At 46.2% G+C, this 18,400-nt stretch carries 18 protein-coding genes; 11 read left to right on the top strand and 7 right to left on the bottom strand.

Annotated elements, in window-relative coordinates; all coding sequences use genetic code 11:
- Positions 1 to 174 precede the first annotated feature (174 nt).
- Complete coding sequence (locus tag Q4Q52_RS14000; protein WP_311990885.1) at positions 175 to 1,797, top strand: M28 family metallopeptidase; 1,623 nt, start codon at positions 175 to 177, stop codon at positions 1,795 to 1,797.
- A gap of 138 nt (positions 1,798 to 1,935) precedes the next feature.
- Here Q4Q52_RS14000 and Q4Q52_RS13995 read toward each other — a convergent pair whose 3' ends face one another.
- The 3 genes from Q4Q52_RS13995 to Q4Q52_RS13985 form a co-directional block, all read right to left on the bottom strand.
- On the bottom strand, positions 1,936 to 2,799 hold the full coding sequence (locus Q4Q52_RS13995) for a DUF481 domain-containing protein (RefSeq protein ID WP_311906584.1): 864 nt from the start codon (positions 2,797 to 2,799) through the stop codon (positions 1,936 to 1,938).
- Between the two features lie 386 nt (positions 2,800 to 3,185).
- Positions 3,186 to 4,172: a RimK family alpha-L-glutamate ligase gene (locus tag Q4Q52_RS13990; protein ID WP_311990884.1), complete on the bottom strand. Its 987-nt coding sequence runs from the start codon at positions 4,170 to 4,172 to the stop codon at positions 3,186 to 3,188.
- 20 nt (positions 4,173 to 4,192) lie between these two features.
- Entirely contained in the window at positions 4,193 to 4,642 is a 450-nt protein-coding gene (locus Q4Q52_RS13985) for a DUF413 domain-containing protein (RefSeq protein WP_011846617.1), read from the bottom strand.
- 108 nt (positions 4,643 to 4,750) lie between these two features.
- Here Q4Q52_RS13985 and hdfR point away from each other — a divergent pair, with 108 nt between their 5' ends.
- Complete coding sequence (gene hdfR / locus Q4Q52_RS13980; RefSeq protein WP_006086379.1) at positions 4,751 to 5,620, top strand: HTH-type transcriptional regulator HdfR; 870 nt, start codon at positions 4,751 to 4,753, stop codon at positions 5,618 to 5,620.
- A gap of 10 nt (positions 5,621 to 5,630) precedes the next feature.
- Here hdfR and Q4Q52_RS13975 read toward each other — a convergent pair whose 3' ends face one another.
- Entirely contained in the window at positions 5,631 to 6,002 is a 372-nt protein-coding gene (locus Q4Q52_RS13975; protein WP_300482009.1) for a diacylglycerol kinase, read from the bottom strand.
- Positions 6,003 to 6,281: 279 nt separating this feature from the next.
- Here Q4Q52_RS13975 and Q4Q52_RS13970 point away from each other — a divergent pair, with 279 nt between their 5' ends.
- Positions 6,282 to 7,211: a DNA ligase gene (locus Q4Q52_RS13970; protein WP_311990883.1), complete on the top strand. Its 930-nt coding sequence runs from the start codon at positions 6,282 to 6,284 to the stop codon at positions 7,209 to 7,211.
- Positions 7,212 to 7,356: 145 nt separating this feature from the next.
- On the top strand, positions 7,357 to 7,839 hold the full coding sequence (locus tag Q4Q52_RS13965) for a low molecular weight protein-tyrosine-phosphatase (RefSeq protein WP_311990882.1): 483 nt from the start codon (positions 7,357 to 7,359) through the stop codon (positions 7,837 to 7,839).
- A gap of 230 nt (positions 7,840 to 8,069) precedes the next feature.
- On the opposite strand, the gene ylqF is transcribed toward Q4Q52_RS13965, so the two are convergent.
- Positions 8,070 to 9,011 carry a ribosome biogenesis GTPase YlqF gene (gene ylqF, locus Q4Q52_RS13960; protein ID WP_311990881.1) on the bottom strand — a complete coding sequence of 314 codons (942 nt, stop codon included), beginning with the start codon at positions 9,009 to 9,011 and terminating at the stop codon, positions 8,070 to 8,072.
- 151 nt (positions 9,012 to 9,162) lie between these two features.
- Positions 9,163 to 10,002: an isopenicillin N synthase family oxygenase gene (locus Q4Q52_RS13955; RefSeq protein ID WP_006081351.1), complete on the bottom strand. Its 840-nt coding sequence runs from the start codon at positions 10,000 to 10,002 to the stop codon at positions 9,163 to 9,165.
- A 372-nt stretch (positions 10,003 to 10,374) separates the two neighbouring features.
- Here Q4Q52_RS13955 and Q4Q52_RS13950 point away from each other — a divergent pair, with 372 nt between their 5' ends.
- The gene (locus tag Q4Q52_RS13950; RefSeq protein WP_311990880.1) at positions 10,375 to 11,280 is read left to right on the top strand and encodes a bifunctional methionine sulfoxide reductase B/A protein; all 906 of its coding nucleotides are present in this window, start codon (positions 10,375 to 10,377) and stop codon (positions 11,278 to 11,280) included.
- 97 nt (positions 11,281 to 11,377) lie between these two features.
- On the opposite strand, the gene hemB is transcribed toward Q4Q52_RS13950, so the two are convergent.
- Positions 11,378 to 12,361, bottom strand: coding sequence for a porphobilinogen synthase (gene hemB, locus Q4Q52_RS13945; protein ID WP_259514457.1), 984 nt, complete (start codon positions 12,359 to 12,361; stop codon positions 11,378 to 11,380).
- A 351-nt stretch (positions 12,362 to 12,712) separates the two neighbouring features.
- Between hemB and tsaB the strand changes: the two genes are divergently transcribed.
- The 6 genes from tsaB (at position 12,713) to fadD (ending at position 18,354) form a co-directional block, all read left to right on the top strand.
- Positions 12,713 to 13,426 (top strand): tRNA (adenosine(37)-N6)-threonylcarbamoyltransferase complex dimerization subunit type 1 TsaB, encoded by a 714-nt coding sequence (gene tsaB, locus Q4Q52_RS13940; RefSeq protein WP_311990879.1) that lies wholly within the window; start codon positions 12,713 to 12,715, stop codon positions 13,424 to 13,426.
- Positions 13,427 to 13,532: 106 nt separating this feature from the next.
- Positions 13,533 to 13,847: a hypothetical protein gene (locus tag Q4Q52_RS13935; RefSeq protein ID WP_063882846.1), complete on the top strand. Its 315-nt coding sequence runs from the start codon at positions 13,533 to 13,535 to the stop codon at positions 13,845 to 13,847.
- The gene (locus tag Q4Q52_RS13930) at positions 13,840 to 14,568 is read left to right on the top strand and encodes a M50 family metallopeptidase (protein WP_006086386.1); all 729 of its coding nucleotides are present in this window, start codon (positions 13,840 to 13,842) and stop codon (positions 14,566 to 14,568) included. The genes Q4Q52_RS13935 and Q4Q52_RS13930 overlap by 8 nt, the downstream gene beginning before the upstream one ends.
- A 210-nt stretch (positions 14,569 to 14,778) precedes the next feature.
- Positions 14,779 to 15,591, top strand: coding sequence for a methyltransferase (locus tag Q4Q52_RS13925; RefSeq protein WP_311990878.1), 813 nt, complete (start codon positions 14,779 to 14,781; stop codon positions 15,589 to 15,591).
- 21 nt (positions 15,592 to 15,612) lie between these two features.
- Positions 15,613 to 16,479 carry an alpha/beta fold hydrolase gene (locus Q4Q52_RS13920; RefSeq protein ID WP_006086388.1) on the top strand — a complete coding sequence of 289 codons (867 nt, stop codon included), beginning with the start codon at positions 15,613 to 15,615 and terminating at the stop codon, positions 16,477 to 16,479.
- Positions 16,480 to 16,680: 201 nt separating this feature from the next.
- Positions 16,681 to 18,354: a long-chain-fatty-acid--CoA ligase FadD gene (fadD, locus tag Q4Q52_RS13915; RefSeq protein WP_261273369.1), complete on the top strand. Its 1,674-nt coding sequence runs from the start codon at positions 16,681 to 16,683 to the stop codon at positions 18,352 to 18,354.
- The last annotated feature ends 46 nt before the right edge of the window (positions 18,355 to 18,400 follow it).

The raw sequence follows: 18,400 nt of genomic DNA, 5'->3' as shown, positions 1-18,400 counted from the left end.
TTAAGATTTTCGCTATTTTATTCTGTTGTTATCTGTTCAAGACTAACCACAAGTGTTCCTGCTCGATGAAGGCATGAACACCGTTTGTGCTTGGGCTGCAGCGACTCCGTTTGCGCTAAGACTTCCATCATAAACCAAAGATGATATGGTAAAGTCTATCCTTAAAATCAAATAATGATAATAACTTGGGAGAAAGTTGTGAAAAATATCATCTTAGCCACAAGTCTGATGGCCACTATCTCATTACCCGTTTTAGCTGAAACCGCATTTGTGCAAAGCCTCGATCTCGCGCAATACCGAACCGATGTTAAAACCTTAGCCAGTGATGCCTTCGGTGGACGTGCGCCTTTGTCTGAAGGTGAGACCTTAACTTTAGACTATTTAGTGAAAGCATTTAAAGATATGGGTCTCAAACCCGGATTTGGCGACAGTTATCTGCAGGCCGTACCCTTGGCGCAAATTAGCGCAGATCAAAACATGCAGCTTGATATTGGCGGACTTAAATTTGCCAATGGCAGTGAATTTACCGCGAGAACCCAAAGAATCGCCGAAACCGTGAGCCTGAATAAAAGCGATGTGGTGTTTGTCGGCTACGGGATCAACGCGCCCGAATATGGTTGGAACGATTATCAAGGGTTAGATGTAAAAGGTAAAACCGTTATCGTGCTCGTGAATGATCCCGGCTTTGCGACTCAAGACCCTGCGGTATTTAAAGGCAATGCCATGACCTATTACGGTCGCTGGACTTATAAGTATGAGGAAGCCGCGCGTCAAGGCGCCGAGGCTGTGTTTATTGTTCACGAAACCGCGCCTGCCGCCTATGGTTGGGGTGTGGTGCAAAACTCCAACACGGGCACTAAGTTCACTCTGGTCGATGCCAATAATAACCAAGGCCAAGTTGGCGTCATGGGTTGGGTTCAGCACGAAACCGCGCAAAAAATCTTCACTAAAGCAGGATTGGATTTTGATACCTTAAAGCAGCAAGCTGCCAAGCCAAACTTTAAGGCGATCCCACTTAAGTTGAGCGCGCAGTTCACGTTAAACAATAAAATTGAACGCGCCGAGTCCCAAAACGTCGCGGCTTTACTGCCCGGCAAAATGCGCCCCGACGAAGTGGTGATGATGCATGCCCATTGGGATCATCTTGGCACTGTGATTGAAGACGGTAAGTCAGAGATTTTGAACGGAGCTGTCGATAATGCCAGCGGTGTGGCGGGGGTTTTAGCCTTGGCGCGTTACTTCAAACAGCAAGCCAAGATGGCACCACTGGATCGCTCGGTGCTCTTCAGTGCCTTTACGGCGGAAGAAACGGGTCTGATTGGAGCGCAGCATTTTGCTCAGCATCCGAGTGTGCCAACGAAAAACATCGTCGCCTTTTTAAATATCGATGGCATGAATGTGAATAAGGGCGTGGATTACATTTTGCGTTATGGCGAAGGTGTATCTGAGTTGGAGCAATACTTAGATAACGCCGCGAAGGCCCAAGAGCGTTCGGTTAAAGGTGATCCAAGACCGCAGAATGGGTTGATGTTTAGATCGGACCACTTTGCGCTGGCACAACAAGGTGTACCTGGATTGCTATTTATGAGCCTTGGAGATACCGATCCTGATTATATCGCCCATAAATATCACAAGCCTGCCGATGATTATGATCCAAGCTGGAATTTAGGTGGTGTAAGCCAAGATCTAGATCTCATCGCCAGTATGATTACCAGCTTAGCCAATAGTACCGATTGGCCCCATTGGCTTGAGTCATCTGACTTTAAAGCCAAGCGCGAGCAAGATGGGCGTAAATAATGTTAATGAGTTGAATCATGAGGGCGCCCAGTAGGTGCCCTTATTTTTTAACGCTGATTTTAGCTGGGGATTAAGCGATAGTTTTAGCTAAGCGTGGGCAATTTAAGACAATCAGGGTCTTAATCGAATGTGTTTGAATTAAAAAGAATAACTGATGGAAAGCATAGGGCCGATAAAGCTGTAATAGATATTGTAATCGGCGATTTGAGTGTCTTTATTCGGCGAGTTTTGGGCGATATCCACATCCACTTTGTAGTAGTTATAGGCCACGCTCATACGCCAGTTTTGAGTGATTTGTGCATCGACCCCCACTTTGATATCAACGAGTTCGCCTTTTACATCATTGAGTGTGATGTAGAAATACTGTGCATGGCTGGTAACTTGCCAACCTGGAACAAATTCATACTGACCATAAATGCCAAAGTCCGGCAGTGGTGCAGTGACATTTTCATCAACAATGCGCGGTATCGCTTGGCTACCACAGACATTATTGAGTAGTTCCGATGAAGCGCAAACCCCAATCATACCTTCAAAACCTGTCTTGATAAACATAGTGTGTAAACCAAATGACAGACCCACATCATAGTTACTGCCTTGAAAGACATCATAACCATAGCCTAAGCGCAGCACGTCGATGTTTAAGGTTGAACTGAGCTTACCGCCGGCTTTGATATCGTAAATGGTGTCGTTGATTTCGAGCTGGAAGGGTTTGGCTAAGGCTTGGGTGTCGGCGCTGCGGTGGAGTTGTTTCCAGTCGAGGTAGATATTATGCCGCTCGTTGAAGTGATAATTTAACTCAATAAAAGGCAGAAATTCGTTTTCAGCGAGTTGTAGATCGGACTCATAATCTAAGGTGAAATTATTACCCGAAACTGGGTTAGTGACTTGCATATTAGTGTCTGACTGCGAGTAAAAACCGCCTAACTGAATAGTAAAGTCATCGGCTTGCACTTGAGTGCTGACGAGTGACGCTATGATGAGGGGTAACAGGCGAATCGACATGTTAAGGAGTAACTCCAGCATTATTCTTATTATGTTTAGCGATAAGGTCAGACTTTAGTGCCATAAAAAATCGACATTTGGAGTTTAACAGCAAATTTCGCGATGTGAATAAAATGTTTTAAAAAATGCGAAAATTTGTGATTTAAAACAAAAGTAGGACTTATTTTAGCGGCATTGAATGAAAATTGAACGAAACATCACATCAATTGTGGATTGAAGGGCTGACGCAAGGGAAGGGAAAGCGCTTCTTAGGCATGGCTTCAGTATTGCAGCTTTGCTTGTGTCGCGATATGCCGATGGATGTGAAACACGTAAATGGAGGCGTAAATCAATTTAAGAATAGCTAGCGGCGTGATACCGCTAGATATTAAGTTGTCCCTCGTCCGCTATTTAGGCACGATAACGGGCGCTACAGACGTTTCTACATTGTCAGTAATAACCACTTTGGGGCTACTTGGCTCATCTTTATTAAACATGCCTAAACGGATGCGAATAAAGTGTAAAATTTGCGCGGCAATATCCACATTCAAACAGGATTCTAAGCCTTCAAATCCTGGGGATGAGTTTGCTTCGCAAATCTTGTAATGGCCGTTATCAAACAATAAATCGATACCCGCAACATCGAGATCGAGAATATTGGCTGTTTGCGTGGCAAGCCATTCAATTTCAGGAGTGATCTGAAATGGACGCGCTGAGCCGCCGGCACTGACATTGGCTTTAAAGCTGTCTTCTTGACCACGCCTTTCGTAGCAACCTGCAACACGACCACCGATGGTAAATACCCGTAGATCGCGCCCGTGACTGTTAGCGATAAACTCTTGCAGAATAATGTTAGCGTTTTTGTTGGTCGCTTCAATCAACTGCATTAGATCGTCAAATTCACGTGCCTTGTGGGATAAAAACACACCGCTGCCCTGTGAGCCAGAAAGCGTTTTAATCACCACAGGAAAGCCGAGATGGCGCTCTACGAGGGCGATATCAACGGGGAATTTAACCAACATAGTTTTAGGCGTAGGCAAATTTTTCTCGGCCAACAATTGCTGGGAGAATAATTTGTCTTTAACGATTTCAATGGCTTTAGACGGATTGAGGCAATACACCCCTAATCTTTCTAAGTGGCGAATAATGGCTAAGGCAAAGTAAGTTGTGCCTGACCCCATTCGCGGAATAATAAAATCGGGCAGCTCAACGGCTTGCCCATTCAATAAAATACTCTTGTTATCTTCTCTGGTGACAGTGAGATCAAATTCATCAGGTGCGTAAACTTCCAACTGTATGTTGTCGGCTTTTGCTGCCGCCAGTAGACGCTCAATTTCATACCATTCAGGTTTTAGCTGAGTCGCGGTTTCTTTATATAAAATCCAACCACGCATTTAGTAGCAAACCTTAATCTTCATTCTTTATCCTCGGGTTCAGGTTCATCCTGAACATCATCTTCAATATCAAATACAGCCTCGGCCTCTACTTCTATTTCGGGCTTGGTTGCAGGCAAATGCACTGTACCAACCACGGCATAAAAGGGTTTCCCCATGGCAAGCCTGCGATACTTTACCCAGATCTGCTCTAACAAGCTACTGGGCGCGATATTTCCTTTGGCGACTTCCACAAATTGGGCTTCATCGGAGGTGCAGGGCAAGGTTTTACCTTCAGCCAAATTCTTCATTGCATGACCATGCAATTCAAGCAGTTCAGCTTCCTTATTAGTAAAATCGCCGCTCCGTTTGAAGCCTTTGGGGAAATTCGCGTCGTCGTAGAAACGTTTTTGCGAGACAAAACTGGCAGCAGCTGAGCCGTTAAACGTCTCAGAACCCTTGTTAGCGTTTGAAAAAGACTGTTCAGACATGGCAGATACCCTCTAGTTTTTGATATACAAAGATTTGCAACTGGAGTATTGGCTAGTATTATTGATTTATAAATCAAAAAAATTTGCCTATGTTGGTCAAGAATTTTTATGGATACCGATTTACTGAAAACCTTTCTTGAAGTCTCCCGTACTCGCCATTTCGGTAAAGCGGCCGAGAATCTGTATCTCACGCGCAGTGCTGTGAGTTTTCGAGTCAAGCAGCTTGAGAGCATTTTAGGCGTCGCGCTGTTTGAGCGGCAGCGGAATAACATTCAGCCCACACCTGCAGGCGAGCGCATGCTTGGCCATGCCGAAGCAGTATTAACGGCGTGGGAGCGGGCTAAACAAGATGTTTCCCTTAGCCAGTTACAGTCGACTCAGCTTGCTATTGGTGCAGGGCCGAATATTTGGGATGCCTATTTGCAAGGATATTTACAGGGGCTGCATGTGGGGCTGCCCGGCGTGGCGCTGCGCACCGAAGTGCTGCCTGCCAATGCGATGACGCGCCAATTAATGGACCGCACCCTCGATATCGCGATTTCATTCGATCCGCCAAAGCTTGATCAATTTGAATTAGTGCAGCTGGGGCAAATTAATTTGTTGTTGGTTTCGAGCCTAAAAGGTCAAACTGTGAATGCCGTGGTGCCGGGGCAATATGTAAAAGTGGATTGGGGGACGGCGTTTAATATTGTGCATGCGCAAGAATATGCGTCGCTGCCTGTGCCAACGCTACATACGAGCTCTGCGCGTATCGCCTTGGATTTCATCCTAAATAATGGTGGTTGTGCTTTCTTACCTGAGCATTTGGTGCAGCATGCTTTGCGCAGCGGCGAATTGCATCACGTTAGTGGCGCCAGCGCTATTTCACGAAATGTGTATGTTGCCTATTGGGCAGAAAATGATCGTTTAGCCCAGATCAAACAAGCCATCGACTTTTTAAGGGACGATGGCTCAGTGTTTGCTCATGCGACTATCTAAAACGTCGGTGTTAAAACACCAGTGGCGCGAGTACAACCAGCCAAGTTAATCCACACAGCGCAAGACTCATAAACACGGCGGCCGAGGCGATGTCCTTGGCTTGGCCGCTTAGTGGGTGAATTTCACTGCCAACACGATCGACCACAGCTTCAATCGCCGAGTTTAAAAGCTCAACAATCAACACGATAAACAGTGTAAAAATCAGCAACAAACGTTCAATCGTGCTGATATCAACCCACAAAGCCACGGGTAACATGACGATGGCCAACATTAATTCTTGTCTAAAAGCGGCTTCGTGGATCCAAGCGGCCTTTAAGCCCTTCATCGAAAATCCCGTCGCTCTGAAAATGCGTTTAATACCGTGATTGTTGGCTGGTTTCATAGTGTTTCCAATAGACATTAGCGACAATGCGCTGAGGTGTTGCTCACTCAAACAGGTTTGATAAAACCAACTGTTGTGGATTTTAACATTTGACTGAGTTAATAAATTTGGCCGCAGTATAGCCCGAGATGAAAAGCGCATAAACAATTAACTGAGTAAAATCGTCATCAACATTCGTTGTTAACTTAGGCGCTTAGTGACTTTCGACGGTTTTTTAGTGCAACTTGAGCTATGCGTTCTAAGCTTGATGAAGGATATATTGCCAGAGTGAGCAAGGGAATGACTCATATCAGCCCGTTACAAGATTTAACATTTCATCGTTTTATCCGCTTTCGGTTTTTCAAACAACGTCTGCTCTTACTCAGTCTGCTAATATTCGGTTGTTTAGTCCCAGTGACCTATGCACAAACCTCACTACCTTCGATACAGTTGGCAACCGAGTTTGATGCCCAGCAAGAGATTAATATTCACGACTTTTTGATTAGCGAAAAACTCGACGGGGTGCGAGGTTACTGGAATGGTCAGGCACTATTGACTCGGCAAGGTAATCTTATTGCTGCTCCAACTTGGTTTATCGCGAATTTTCCGAATTATCCCCTCGATGGTGAATTATGGCTTGGGCGAGGCCAGTTTGAGGTTATGTCGAGCATAGTTCGACAAACCTCAGCCAAGGATGATGACTGGCGCAAAGTGCGATTTATGGTGTTCGATGTGCCCAAGGCGGGTGGCGACTTTCAGCATCGCTATCAATTTGCGTTGACCGAATTAAGCGATAAATCGCATTATCTTGAAGTTATAGCGCAGTTCCAAGTGGACAGTCTTGAAGCTCTGTATCAAAAACTTGATAGCTTAGTTGCTAAAGGCGCTGAAGGATTAATACTGCATCGCAGCTCCGCGACATATACCAGTGGCCGCAATCCTAATTTGATGAAGTTAAAACCCTATTATGATGCTGAAGCGACAGTGATCGGCCATATACCAGGTAAAGATCAATTTGCAGGGCAAATGGGTGCAATAAGAGTACAAACCCCAGACGGCCGCGTTTTCAACATAGGCACAGGTTTTAATCTCGCAGAGCGCCAACATCCTCCCGCTGTGGGTGCAATCATCACCTATAAATATTTAGGTCTTACCGTAAATGGCTTACCCAGATTTGCCAGTTTCCTGCGGGTACGAGTCGATGTAGATAAGATCGACAGTCAACAATAGGGGCGTGTACGGTTAACGAGACTTAGTGCAAGCACTTGTTTTGGTAGACTTTATTTCAATTTAATTTGACAGCTAAGGCACAAAGTACATTTAATCACTTCATCATGACGATGGATAAGCTTTGACTGTTGAAGGATTGAATGAAATGAAAGAGGCGAGAGTGCAACGTATATTAATGGTGTGTCTGGGCAATATCTGCCGCTCACCGACGGCAGAAGCTGTGTGTCGCTTTAAGGTTGCGCAGCGTAGGCTCAATATTGAGGTGGACTCTGCGGGTACTATTGGTTATCACCAAGGGGATACGCCTGACCGCCGCGCTATGGCGGCGGGGAAAAAGCGGGGTTTTAGTTTCGATGGAATGCGGGTACGGCAGGTTGTGGATGCCGACTTTGAACATTTTGATTTAATTTTGGCGGCGGATAAGGCCAATTTAGCGGATTTGCGTAGCCGTTGTCCGCTCGAGTATAAGTACAAGTTACAGTTAATGCTCTCCTATACGGATACGCAAGTCACAGAAGTGCCGGACCCTTACTATGGTGGCGAACAGGGCTTTGAACTGGTGTTGGATTTATTAGAGCAGAGTATGGATGCCTTGCTTGATAGGTTGACCTCTGGTCCACAAAAGTAGTTGCGCGTGACAGTGTTTGTTAACACGACATCTTCGTTTATGAAAATAAAAAGCCAGCATATTCAATATGCTGGCTTAAATATTAAGCTTGATGAATTAGCTTACTAAGCTTGAATATCAACGCCATTAGCGTCTTATCTTAAATACACTCTAAGCGTTATTTTCAATGCTTGCAGAGATAGTAAGATAACTTGCCGTGATGACTAAGCGTGATGACTACGCGTAATCAGTTAGTCGTTATGGCGCTTACCAGAACGCTTCAATCTTTCTGCTGCGAGTTTGGCTTCTTTTATTGCTTCCTTCTCCGCCATGATGCGGGCGACTTCAATCTTCTCAAGCTCGGCCATCGCAGGCGTTTCTAATGAAAGTAAACCGATTTTGCCTGAGCGGTATTCATGCAGCAATAACTCAGATGCCTTGTGCATATCGATGTGACCACCGGGACGCAGGGCGCCACGTTTACGGCCAATTGCTTCAAGTAAAGCCACATCATCCTTTGGTAATTCACTGAGGTTGTAGCGCTCACAAATCTCTTTTGGATAAGCGGTTAAGAAATACTTAGCGGCGAACAGAGCCACATCTTCATATTCCATTGCGGTATCTTTAATGGCACCAGTGACTGCGAGGCGATAGCTGCTCGCTTCGTTATCCACTTTGGGCCACAAAATCCCTGGGGTGTCCGAGAGTACGATACCGTTACGTAAATTGATCCTTTGTTGGGTTTTGGTCACCGCAGGTTCGTTACCTGTTTTGGCGATAACACGGCCAGCTAAGGTATTGATGATGGTGGATTTCCCGACGTTGGGGATCCCCATGATCATAGTGCGTATGTCTTTTTCGGTTTTATCACGACTTGGCACTAACTTACGGCAGATATCAGGGATCTTTTTCACCATTGCCGCTTGCAGTGTGGTGATCGCCGTGGCTTTTACGCCTTGTTCACGCTCTAAGTATTCAATCCATTGCGCTGTGATCTCTGGATCGGCCAGATCGGATTTATTGAGCAGTTTGATACAAGGTTTGTCGCCTCGAAGCTGAGCCACCATGGGGTTTTCGCTACTGTAGGGAATACGCGCGTCCAGCACTTCGATAACAAGATCGACCTGAGGCATTGCCTCTTCAATCTCTTTGCGTGCCTTGTGCATATGCCCTGGATACCACTGAATTGCCATGATAACGCCTTGTCCTAAATAACTTAAAGAACGGCTATTCTACCTTGAAGGTGGCGAATGTCATAAAAAAAGCGCCCTAAGGCGCTTTAATCGCTTAATCCTTGACTATCTCTTGCGATTATCTCTCGGATTAATGGGCGGTATTCGGGGGTTAAATAACGCCAAGCTCGCGCAGTCTTTCCATCAGATAACTGTCGGCGGTATAACGCTCAGACAGCACGACAGCAGGGTTTGGATGCAAAAATAACGGCAAAGAGATCCGTGGCTTGGTTTTATCCGTACCTTCAGGATTGATGACGCGATGTGAGGTCGATGGGAAATAGCCGCCAGACGCTTCCTGTAGCATGTCACCGATATTGATAATGATGCTGCCAAAATCACTGGGCACATCTAACCAAGTGCCATCTTTGGCTTTCACTTGTAGTCCTGGCTCATTGGCGGCAGGTAACACAGTGATAAGGTTGATATCTTCATGGGCTGCCGCGCGAATTGCGCCCATTTCTTCACTGCCCGTCATCGGCGGGTAATGCAGAATGCGCAGCAAGGTTTTTTGGCTGTTGGCGATCATTTCTGGCAATGGCATTGAAAACTTGGCTTTTACGTCTTCGGGTGAGTAGGTTTCAATCCACTCTAAAAGTTCAGCGGCCAACGCGTTGGCTTTGTCGTAATAGGCGAGAATATTGGCACGTAGTGAATCGGGGATCCGGCCCCAAGGGTACACGTGGTAATACTCTTTAATGTCTTTGACTGTGTTGCCTTTGGCGGTTTCAGAAATCGATGCGGGGAAGAAACCGTCGTGGGTTTCTTTTTTGAACATATAGTCGTTTTTGGCTTCTGAATTAAAAAAGGCTTGCCACTCGGTGTAGATGTCTTCAACTAAGCGCTTATCAATCGGATGATTAGATAAAACACCAAAGCCAGTTTCCCGAAGTGATTCAACGAATTGCTGGGCGCTGTTTTCAGCGCGGTAATCAATGGTTTCTAATTTCATGTGCGTTTCTACTTGTTATATTTAGTTGTAATTTGACCCGCTGCAAGTGTAGCCGTGCACTGGAGCAGGTGCAAATACTCAGCGATTGCGATCAGGAACTATTGCTGTTTTTTCCGTCATTTATGCAGTTGTTTATATGAGTACTGATATAAACGCTTAGATTGGAACTGACATAAGTGGCAAGATGTTAGCCGTCAAATCCGTTAGTATGGGATGTGTTGTGATTGGGTGGATGTCAGTTGTATTTTGCCGCTGAGCGCAAGAAATCTTGCTTGGAGTAGGTCTTATATTCACTTTTTATGGCTCAGCTCCTTAATCAACTGAATGAAGAGTATCAAAATAGACAACGACGTGAGTCGAAAGGGCATTAATATGAACAAACTGACCGATTTTGAACGCTATGTTATCGAAGAAAAAGGCACTGAACGCCCATTTAGTGGTGAGTATTATGATCATGATGCCAAGGGTTTGTATTTATGCAAAAAATGCCATGCGCCCTTGTACCGCTCTGAGCATAAATTTAATGCCCATTGTGGCTGGCCTGCCTTCGATGATGAAATTGCCGGCGCTGTAACGCGCCATGTCGACGCCGATGGCCGCAGAACCGAAATTGTCTGTAGCCAGTGTGGTGGTCACTTAGGCCATGTTTTTGAAGGTGAGATGCTAACTGCCAACAATATTCGTCACTGTGTTAACTCCGTTTCTATGGTTTTTAAAGGGATAGATGATGCTGTTGAACCAGCATCGAACAGCTTTGCGACTTTTGGCGCTGGGTGTTTTTGGTGCGTCGAGGCGATTTTTAAAAGCCTCAAAGGCGTGGTGAACGTCACTTCTGGCTATGCCGGCGGTGATGCCCATGATGCCGATTATAAATCCGTTTGCTCGGGTCAAACTGGCCATGCAGAGGTGGTGCATATTGAGTTCAACCCAGAGGAAATTGATTTTACGACGCTATTGCAGGTCTTTTTTGAGAGTCATGATCCGACCACGCTCAATCGTCAAGGCAATGATAAGGGGCCACAATATCGCTCTGTGGTGTTTGCCCATAATGCCGAGCAGATTGAGCAAACCACTGCTATGTTGACTCAGTTAGCGGCGGCTAAGGTTTTTGATGCGCCTATTGTGACCCAAGTGTCAGCATTTGAGACGTTTTATCCCGCTGAAAATTATCACAATGATTACTTTGCTTTACACGGTGAGCAACCTTATTGTCAGATGGTCGTGCGCCCTAAAGTCGAAAAAGTGAAAGCCTTGTTTGCACGATTGCAAAAAGCTTAAGCAATTCAGCGCAGGATGCTAAATACAAAAACGCCACCGATAAAGGTGGCGCTTTTTATAGATTTTTTAATGTCCGCAACGGTAGTTACCGAAGTAACTATCTACTCTCGGCTAACCACTGGGCATATTGTTTGGTGTAATAGCTGACAATCAAATCCGCTCCGGCCCGCTTTAAGCCGATGAAGGTTTCTGTCACCACTGCACGCTCATCCAACGCACCTGCAAGGGCGGCAAACTTGATGCCTGCATATTCGCCGCCGACTTGATAGGCGGCGAGTGGCAAGTGGGTTTCTTGTCTTAAACGGCTTAACACATCTAAGTAGGGCGTACCCGGTTTAACCATCAAGATATCGGCGCCTTCGGCTTCATCTAATGAGGCTTCTAACAGGGCTTGGCGACCATTAGCATAATCCAGTTGATATCCCTTGCGATTTCCACTGAGTTCACAATCGACCGCGGCCCTAAAAGGACCGTAGAAGGAAGAGGCGAATTTTGCCGAGTGGGCTAGAATCGCCACATGCTCAAAACCTGCGGCATCAAGCCCTTGGCGAATGGCTTTTACTTGACCGTCCATCATGGCCGATGGCGCTAACATGTCGGCGCCCGCTTTAGCGGCAGTGACTGATTGCTTAACTAAATTTTCGACGGTGAGATCGTTGCAGACTTCATTATTGTGCACCACGCCGCAATGGCCGTGATCTGTATATTCACAAAAACAAATGTCGGGGATCACCATCATCTCAGGCACGGCGGCTTTAATGGTGCGCACCATACGGGCGAGTAAACCATTGTCATCCCAGGTGTCGCTGCCTTTATCATCCTTAGTGTGGGAAATCCCAAAGGGCATAACATAACGGATCCCGAGGGCGTAAAGCTCGCGCACTTCTTCCGCCAGTGCAGTCTCAGGTAAGCGGCTGATACCAGGTAGCGTGGAGATAGGCACTGCGTGGGTGATGTGTTCTTCTATGAACAGGGGATGGATGAGATCGCTTAACGAAATATGGGTTTCGCGCAGCAGATCGCGCATCGCTTCTGAACTACGTAAGCGTCTTAGGCGACGCAATGGAGGCGTGTTTAACATGAAATATCCTTATCGAAGGCGGGTTAATGCAATCGTACAATAATAAAGGAGTGGCAAGGAATGAATTCAATCCAGACTTGTCTGCTCTGACAAGCAAAGTTAAAAAAGTTTCCCCAAGCTGGCGGTATTCCTTAATGAGTTTATCGATCATTGACTTAGATCACATAAATCCATCAAGTCCTGATTTGCTACTGGATATCATGCGGGCGCTATTTTAGCTGACTTGCTTGCTTAGCCCTTTGTTTTCGGGCATTTGATGTTATTATTTGCGCCAGTTTACTCATGGCATATTCGCACAATACCGAAATGGTCAACTTGATGCGAAATTTTGCCCGCTAATCCGGTTTTGAAATGACAATAACACACGAACACTCTGCTTGTATTCTTGCCTTAGACACTTGTACCGAATCCTGCTCAGCTGCGCTGCAATATCAAGGTCAGATTTATGCTGAACTTGCCGATGCGCCGCGTGAACACAGCCAGCGTCTGTTGCCTATGGTCGATTCAGTGCTCAAGCAAGCGGGCATTAGCTTAGATAAAGTGGCGGCGATTGCCTATGGTCGTGGTCCTGGCAGTTTTACGGGGATCCGTATCTGCACTAGCATGACCCAAGGTCTGGCACTGGGGTTAGATTTGCCTGTGATTGGTATTTCAACTTTAGCGGCAATGGCACAAATGGCCATTAGCGAGCATCAAGCCGAGCAAGTGCTGTGTGCCATTGATGCGCGTATGGGCGAAGTGTATTGGGGTCAGTTTGTGGCCGTCGATGGTATTGCGACCTTAGTCGGTGAAGAAGTGGTCAGTGCGCCTGCCAACGTACAACTTCAGCTTGATACTCAAGCGCCCATTGTGGCTTGCGGCACAGGTTTTGATGCGTATCCAGATTTACTGACACTCGGCAAAGGGATTTTAGCTCTCGACGCCGTGAAATATCCCGATGCAAGGGCTATGCTGATATTGGCTGAAGCAGGTATCAAAGCAGGGCTAACAACCTCGGTCGATGAACTTGAACCTGTATATTTACGTGATACAGTTACATGGAAAAAGTTACCCGGCCGTGAATAAGCTGTTCTTTGCCTGAGTATCTGCGATAGAGTCTCAGGCAATTAATGCTAAGCATTCTTAACTATGAATGGCTTAACGATGGATAGTGCAAACTTAAGGCTTCTTGATGCAAGTTAATGTGAATCAAATGAGTTTGACGAATGCCGTAGCGAGTAATAGACCCGCTATCGCTCAGGGGCTAACCGCGCCTGAATCGTCACGCCCAGTGATTGAGCAAGATGCCGTCGAAGCCCTCAGTTTAGAAACACAGCCTAAAGGTAAAAACGCAGCGGGCAATTTACAGTCAAGGCTCGGCGCCCACCTCGAGTATGAACAAGATACGCGTGGTCATCAGGGGGCGATTGCCCAATATTTACAAACCCAACATGCCGCCAAACGCGATGAAATTCAGCAAATGGTTGGCGTGGACTTGTATGCTTGAACATCAACAAAAGCCTCCCCGTTCTACCTCGCGATTTTCCTCTTCTAAATTAACAGGTTTAGCCGCCAGCGGTGTGCCAAGCCGAGGCTTGTTTATTATCGAGCTGGTGGTGGCGTTACTCATCACTCGCATTCCCTATTTAAGCGTGCCGTTTAAATGGCTTGAAAGCTATTTCCATGAATTGTCCCACGGCATTGCGACGATATTAAGCTCGGGCGTGGTCAGCCATATTCAATTGTTTCCGAACGGCGCAGGCTTTTGTTTTAGCCAAGGCGGTTCGCCTATGTTGATTGGCTTTGCTGGGTATTTTGGCGCGGCCTGTTGGGGATATTTAATCTACTTGCTCGCGACTTGGCCAAAGGGGATCCGCGTGAGCTTTGCCTTGCTGGGCGCTTTAGTGGTGCTAAGCGGCTTGCTTTGGGGCAGAGATATTCTCACGCTGGCGATTCTAGCCGTACTCACTATTATTTTGTTGTTACCGCTTAAACTCAGTCAAAACAAAATGTTGACCCAGTTTTTGCGTATTATCGGTTTGATGATCATGCTTAATGCGCTGGCAAGTCCAACTGTGTTGCTCGGGCTTGATGGCCAAGGTGATGCGGTGATGTTGGCCGAACGTTCTTGGATCCCCGCGTGGATTTGGGTGGGACTTTGGTTATTAACCAGTGCCTGCGCCTTGTATTTTGCGTGGCGCCGTGTGGATAACGCTGCGAGTCGCTAATCATCAAGGTCATTTAATACCTCAGGCGTATTGTGTTTCCTCTGGCTTTTTTCCGCTTTGCGCTTTATTGGTTTAGCTAAAGGTGAATTGACTCATCACTTTGAGCCATAACCACTTATGTCACTCAAACCTAGGTTTTACGACTTCTATTCCTTGGATTTTTGGCCATTGGCTGCTAGCTTATGCCTTCGGTATCCATGGAGAATTACAATGAAAAAAGTCACCTTAGTTGCCAGTCTACTGCTTGCTGGTTTATGTTCGAGTGTTACCTACGCCGATGAAAGTTTAGATAAAGTCTTAAAAAGCGATTTTCGTCAGGCTAAAAATGCCAGCCGTGACGTTTATCGTCATCCCGCTGAAACCTTAAGTTTTTTTGGCATTACCCCAACACAAACTGTGATTGAACTCTGGCCAGGTAATGGTTGGTATAGCGAAATATTAGGGCCTTATTTAGCCAAAGAAGGCCAATATATCGCCGCCAGTTTCGAAACCGCTCCCGCGACGGATACACCCGGAAATCGCTATCGCGCCAACGCTGGTACTAAGTATGCTGCGTGGATGACGACCAATAAAGACGTCATGGGCAATGCAAAGATTGTTACCTTCGATCCTCCACAAAAGATGGATTTAGGCGCCGATGGCAGTGCCGATCTGGTATTAACATTCCGTAATCTTCATAACTGGGCATCGAGTGATCAGTTAGAGAATGTGTTTGCCGCGTCATATAAAGTATTGAAAGACGGCGGTGTCTTTGGTGTGGTGGAGCATAGAGCCAACGAAGGGATGAATTTTAGCACTGGCTATATGGACCAAGCGGCCATGGTTGCTTTAGCCAAAAAAGCCGGTTTCACCTTAGTTGAAAGCGCCGAAATCAATGCGAACCCCAAAGATACTAAGGATTATGCCAAAGGTGTTTGGACGCTACCGCCATCTTTTGCTTTGGGTGACACGGATAAGGAAAAATACCAAGCGATCGGTGAAAGTGATCGTATGACACTCAAATTTGTCAAAAAATCATCTTAATCACCTGACATCAGAGGCATTATGTGGCAATCTCTCGCCCCCCAAAATCAAATCGAATTTGTATTACCTCATATTAAGGTCGCAGGCCGATTATGGGGGGCGAAGGATAAACCTTTACTGCTGGCCTTACATGGCTGGTTAGATAATGCCAACAGTTTTGAACCCTTAGCTGCGCATTTACTCGATTATCAAGTGCTCGCGATTGATTGGCCTGGACATGGCTTTTCGGCGCACCGGCCGGGGCATTACCCGCTGCATTGGATTGATTACTTGTATGATTTGGATGCGCTATTAACGGCATTACCGCAAAAGCCTGTGGCCATGGTGGGGCATTCGCTCGGTGGCATTATTGCCTCTGCATATACGGCTACCTTCCCTGAAAAGGTCAACAAGCTGGTATTGATTGAAGCGTTAAGTCCCTTATCAGAATCGCCAACGCAAGCGAAAGCACGACTAAGGAAAAGCTTCTATCAACACGAGAAGTATTTAACCCAGAAACATGGGCAGGCAAAAATTTACGACAGCATAGAGACTGCAGTGCGGGCGAGGGCGCATTTAACAGGACTTGCCGAACCTTGGTGTCGGCTATTGCTCGAGCGTAATATGCAGCCCGAAGGTGAGGGCATAGGTTGGCGCAGTGATCCTCGATTGAGATTAGATTCACCCCAAAGGCTAACCTTCGCTCAAGTTGATGCATTAATGCAGGACATCAATATTGAAACCTTATTAGTGTGTGGCAAACAGGGATTTAGCCAGTTGCAGACCGCCATACCTAAGGCGCGAACCTGGTTCAAACACTTGTCTGAACACATAATAGAGGGCGATCACCATGTGCACATGGACAATGCCGAAGGTGTCGCGCGCTTGATCCGCGAATTCGTTAAATAGGGTGCTTTTACTGCCCTAAAAAAGACGCTAGGTTTTTTGTTTTTTTTATGTGATGATGATCAAAATTAAAACGCTCGTATGATTTATGACGAGTCAATCAATAACTATAAAATGTAAGCCGGTATTTTAACTCGGTATTTATCGAGTCTTGACGCTTGTATGGATATTGTTTCCGCAGTTGTGGGGATTTAGGAGAGAGTAGTGGATCAGCCTTGGATTAATCATTTGCCAAAAGATGTGCCTGCTGAAATTAATGTGGAGCAGTACTCATCGCTTGTTGATATGTTCGAAACAGCGGTGGCTAAGTATGAAGACCAACCTGCATTTATCAACATGGGTGCCACGCTAACCTATCGTAAATTGGAAGAACGCAGCCGTGCATTCGCCGCGTATCTACAAAATGAATTAAAGCTTGAAAAGGGCGATCGTGTCGCCTTAATGATGCCAAACCTGTTGCAATACCCGATTGCACTGTTTGGGGTTTTACGTGCCGGTATGGTGGTCGTTAACGTTAACCCGCTATATACCCCGCGCGAACTTAAACATCAGTTGATTGACTCGGGCGCCAAAGCCATCGTTGTCGTGTCAAACTTCGCCCGCACCTTAGAAGAAGTGGTCGAACAAACGCCCGTTGAAAGCGTCATTATCACCAGTTTAGGTGATCAATTAAGTGCACCAAAACGCACCTTAGTGAACTTTGTGGTGAAGTACATTAAGAAGCTCGTCCCTAAATACGACTTACCCCACGCACTATCTATGCGCGACACCTTATCAACTGGTCGCCGCATGCAATACATCAAGCCTGAAGTCACTAACGACGACTTAGCGTTTTTGCAATATACAGGCGGCACAACTGGGGTGTCTAAAGGGGCGATGTTGACCCATGGCAATATAGTCGCCAACGTATTGCAGGCCGATGGCGCTTATTCGCCCGCCTTAAACGATGGCAGCGAGTTTGTGGTAACGGCCTTGCCGCTGTATCACATCTTCGCATTGACTGTGAATTGCCTGCTGTTTTTGCACAAAGGCAGCCAGAACTTACTCATCACCAATCCCCGTGATATCCCAGGATTTGTGGCCGAGTTGAAAAAGTATCCTTTCACTGCATTGACTGGGGTAAACACCTTATTTAACGCGTTAGTGAACAGTGATGATTTTTCCCAGTTGGATTTTTCGCGCTTAAAACTCTCTATCGGTGGCGGCATGGCGGTACAAAAAGCCGTCGCGGATAAATGGCAAGCCATCACTAAGACCCGTTTACTCGAAGGTTATGGTCTGACGGAAGCCTCACCTCTATTAACCTGTTGCCCATATAATTTAGATGGTTACAACGGTTCAATTGGTTTCCCTGCACCTTCGACACTCATTCAAATCCGTAATGATGACGGCAAGGTATTAGCACAAGGCGAAACTGGCGAGCTGTTTGGTAAAGGCCCGCAAGTGATGAAAGGCTATTGGCAACGTCCTGAAGAAACCGCCAAAGTGATCGATACTGACGGCTGGTTAGCCACGGGCGATATTGGTTACATGGATGAGAAAGGGTTCTTCTATATTGTCGATCGTAAGAAGGACATGATCTTAGTCTCAGGCTTTAACGTGTTCCCTAACGAAGTCGAAGAAGTGGTTGCACTGCATCCTAAAGTGATTGAAGTGGCCGCAGTTGGGGTGCCAAACGACGCCAGTGGTGAGTTAGTGAAGGTATTTGTGGTGGCAAAAGATAAATCTTTAACCGCTGAAGACATCATTAAGCACTGCCGTATTCATTTAACGGGATATAAAGTACCGAAGCTGGTAGAATTTAGGGACGAGTTACCTAAAACCAACGTGGGTAAGATCTTGCGACGAGAGCTTAGAGACGAAGCTAAGCGAGCGTAAGATTGAAGCCGGCATTTGCCGGCTTTTGTTTTTATGGACTGTGATT

The sequence above is a fragment of the Shewanella sp. SP1S2-4 genome, from assembly GCF_031932075.1.
Classification (GTDB): domain Bacteria; phylum Pseudomonadota; class Gammaproteobacteria; order Enterobacterales; family Shewanellaceae; genus Shewanella; species Shewanella baltica.
This window is presented reverse-complemented; position numbering and strand designations above follow the sequence as displayed.

Coding starts and splice junctions, on each gene's coding strand:
- Q4Q52_RS14000 (WP_311990885.1), top strand. CDS start 175: ATGATAATAACTTGGGAGAAAGTTGTGAAAAATATCATCTTAGCCACA.
- Q4Q52_RS13995 (WP_311906584.1), bottom strand. CDS start 2,799: ATGTCGATTCGCCTGTTACCCCTCATCATAGCGTCACTCGTCAGCACT.
- Q4Q52_RS13990 (WP_311990884.1), bottom strand. CDS start 4,172: ATGCGTGGTTGGATTTTATATAAAGAAACCGCGACTCAGCTAAAACCT.
- Q4Q52_RS13985 (WP_011846617.1), bottom strand. CDS start 4,642: ATGTCTGAACAGTCTTTTTCAAACGCTAACAAGGGTTCTGAGACGTTT.
- hdfR (WP_006086379.1), top strand. CDS start 4,751: ATGGATACCGATTTACTGAAAACCTTTCTTGAAGTCTCCCGTACTCGC.
- Q4Q52_RS13975 (WP_300482009.1), bottom strand. CDS start 6,002: ATGAAACCAGCCAACAATCACGGTATTAAACGCATTTTCAGAGCGACG.
- Q4Q52_RS13970 (WP_311990883.1), top strand. CDS start 6,282: ATGACTCATATCAGCCCGTTACAAGATTTAACATTTCATCGTTTTATC.
- Q4Q52_RS13965 (WP_311990882.1), top strand. CDS start 7,357: ATGAAAGAGGCGAGAGTGCAACGTATATTAATGGTGTGTCTGGGCAAT.
- ylqF (WP_311990881.1), bottom strand. CDS start 9,011: ATGGCAATTCAGTGGTATCCAGGGCATATGCACAAGGCACGCAAAGAG.
- Q4Q52_RS13955 (WP_006081351.1), bottom strand. CDS start 10,002: ATGAAATTAGAAACCATTGATTACCGCGCTGAAAACAGCGCCCAGCAA.
- Q4Q52_RS13950 (WP_311990880.1), top strand. CDS start 10,375: ATGAACAAACTGACCGATTTTGAACGCTATGTTATCGAAGAAAAAGGC.
- hemB (WP_259514457.1), bottom strand. CDS start 12,361: ATGTTAAACACGCCTCCATTGCGTCGCCTAAGACGCTTACGTAGTTCA.
- tsaB (WP_311990879.1), top strand. CDS start 12,713: ATGACAATAACACACGAACACTCTGCTTGTATTCTTGCCTTAGACACT.
- Q4Q52_RS13935 (WP_063882846.1), top strand. CDS start 13,533: ATGCAAGTTAATGTGAATCAAATGAGTTTGACGAATGCCGTAGCGAGT.
- Q4Q52_RS13930 (WP_006086386.1), top strand. CDS start 13,840: ATGCTTGAACATCAACAAAAGCCTCCCCGTTCTACCTCGCGATTTTCC.
- Q4Q52_RS13925 (WP_311990878.1), top strand. CDS start 14,779: ATGAAAAAAGTCACCTTAGTTGCCAGTCTACTGCTTGCTGGTTTATGT.
- Q4Q52_RS13920 (WP_006086388.1), top strand. CDS start 15,613: ATGTGGCAATCTCTCGCCCCCCAAAATCAAATCGAATTTGTATTACCT.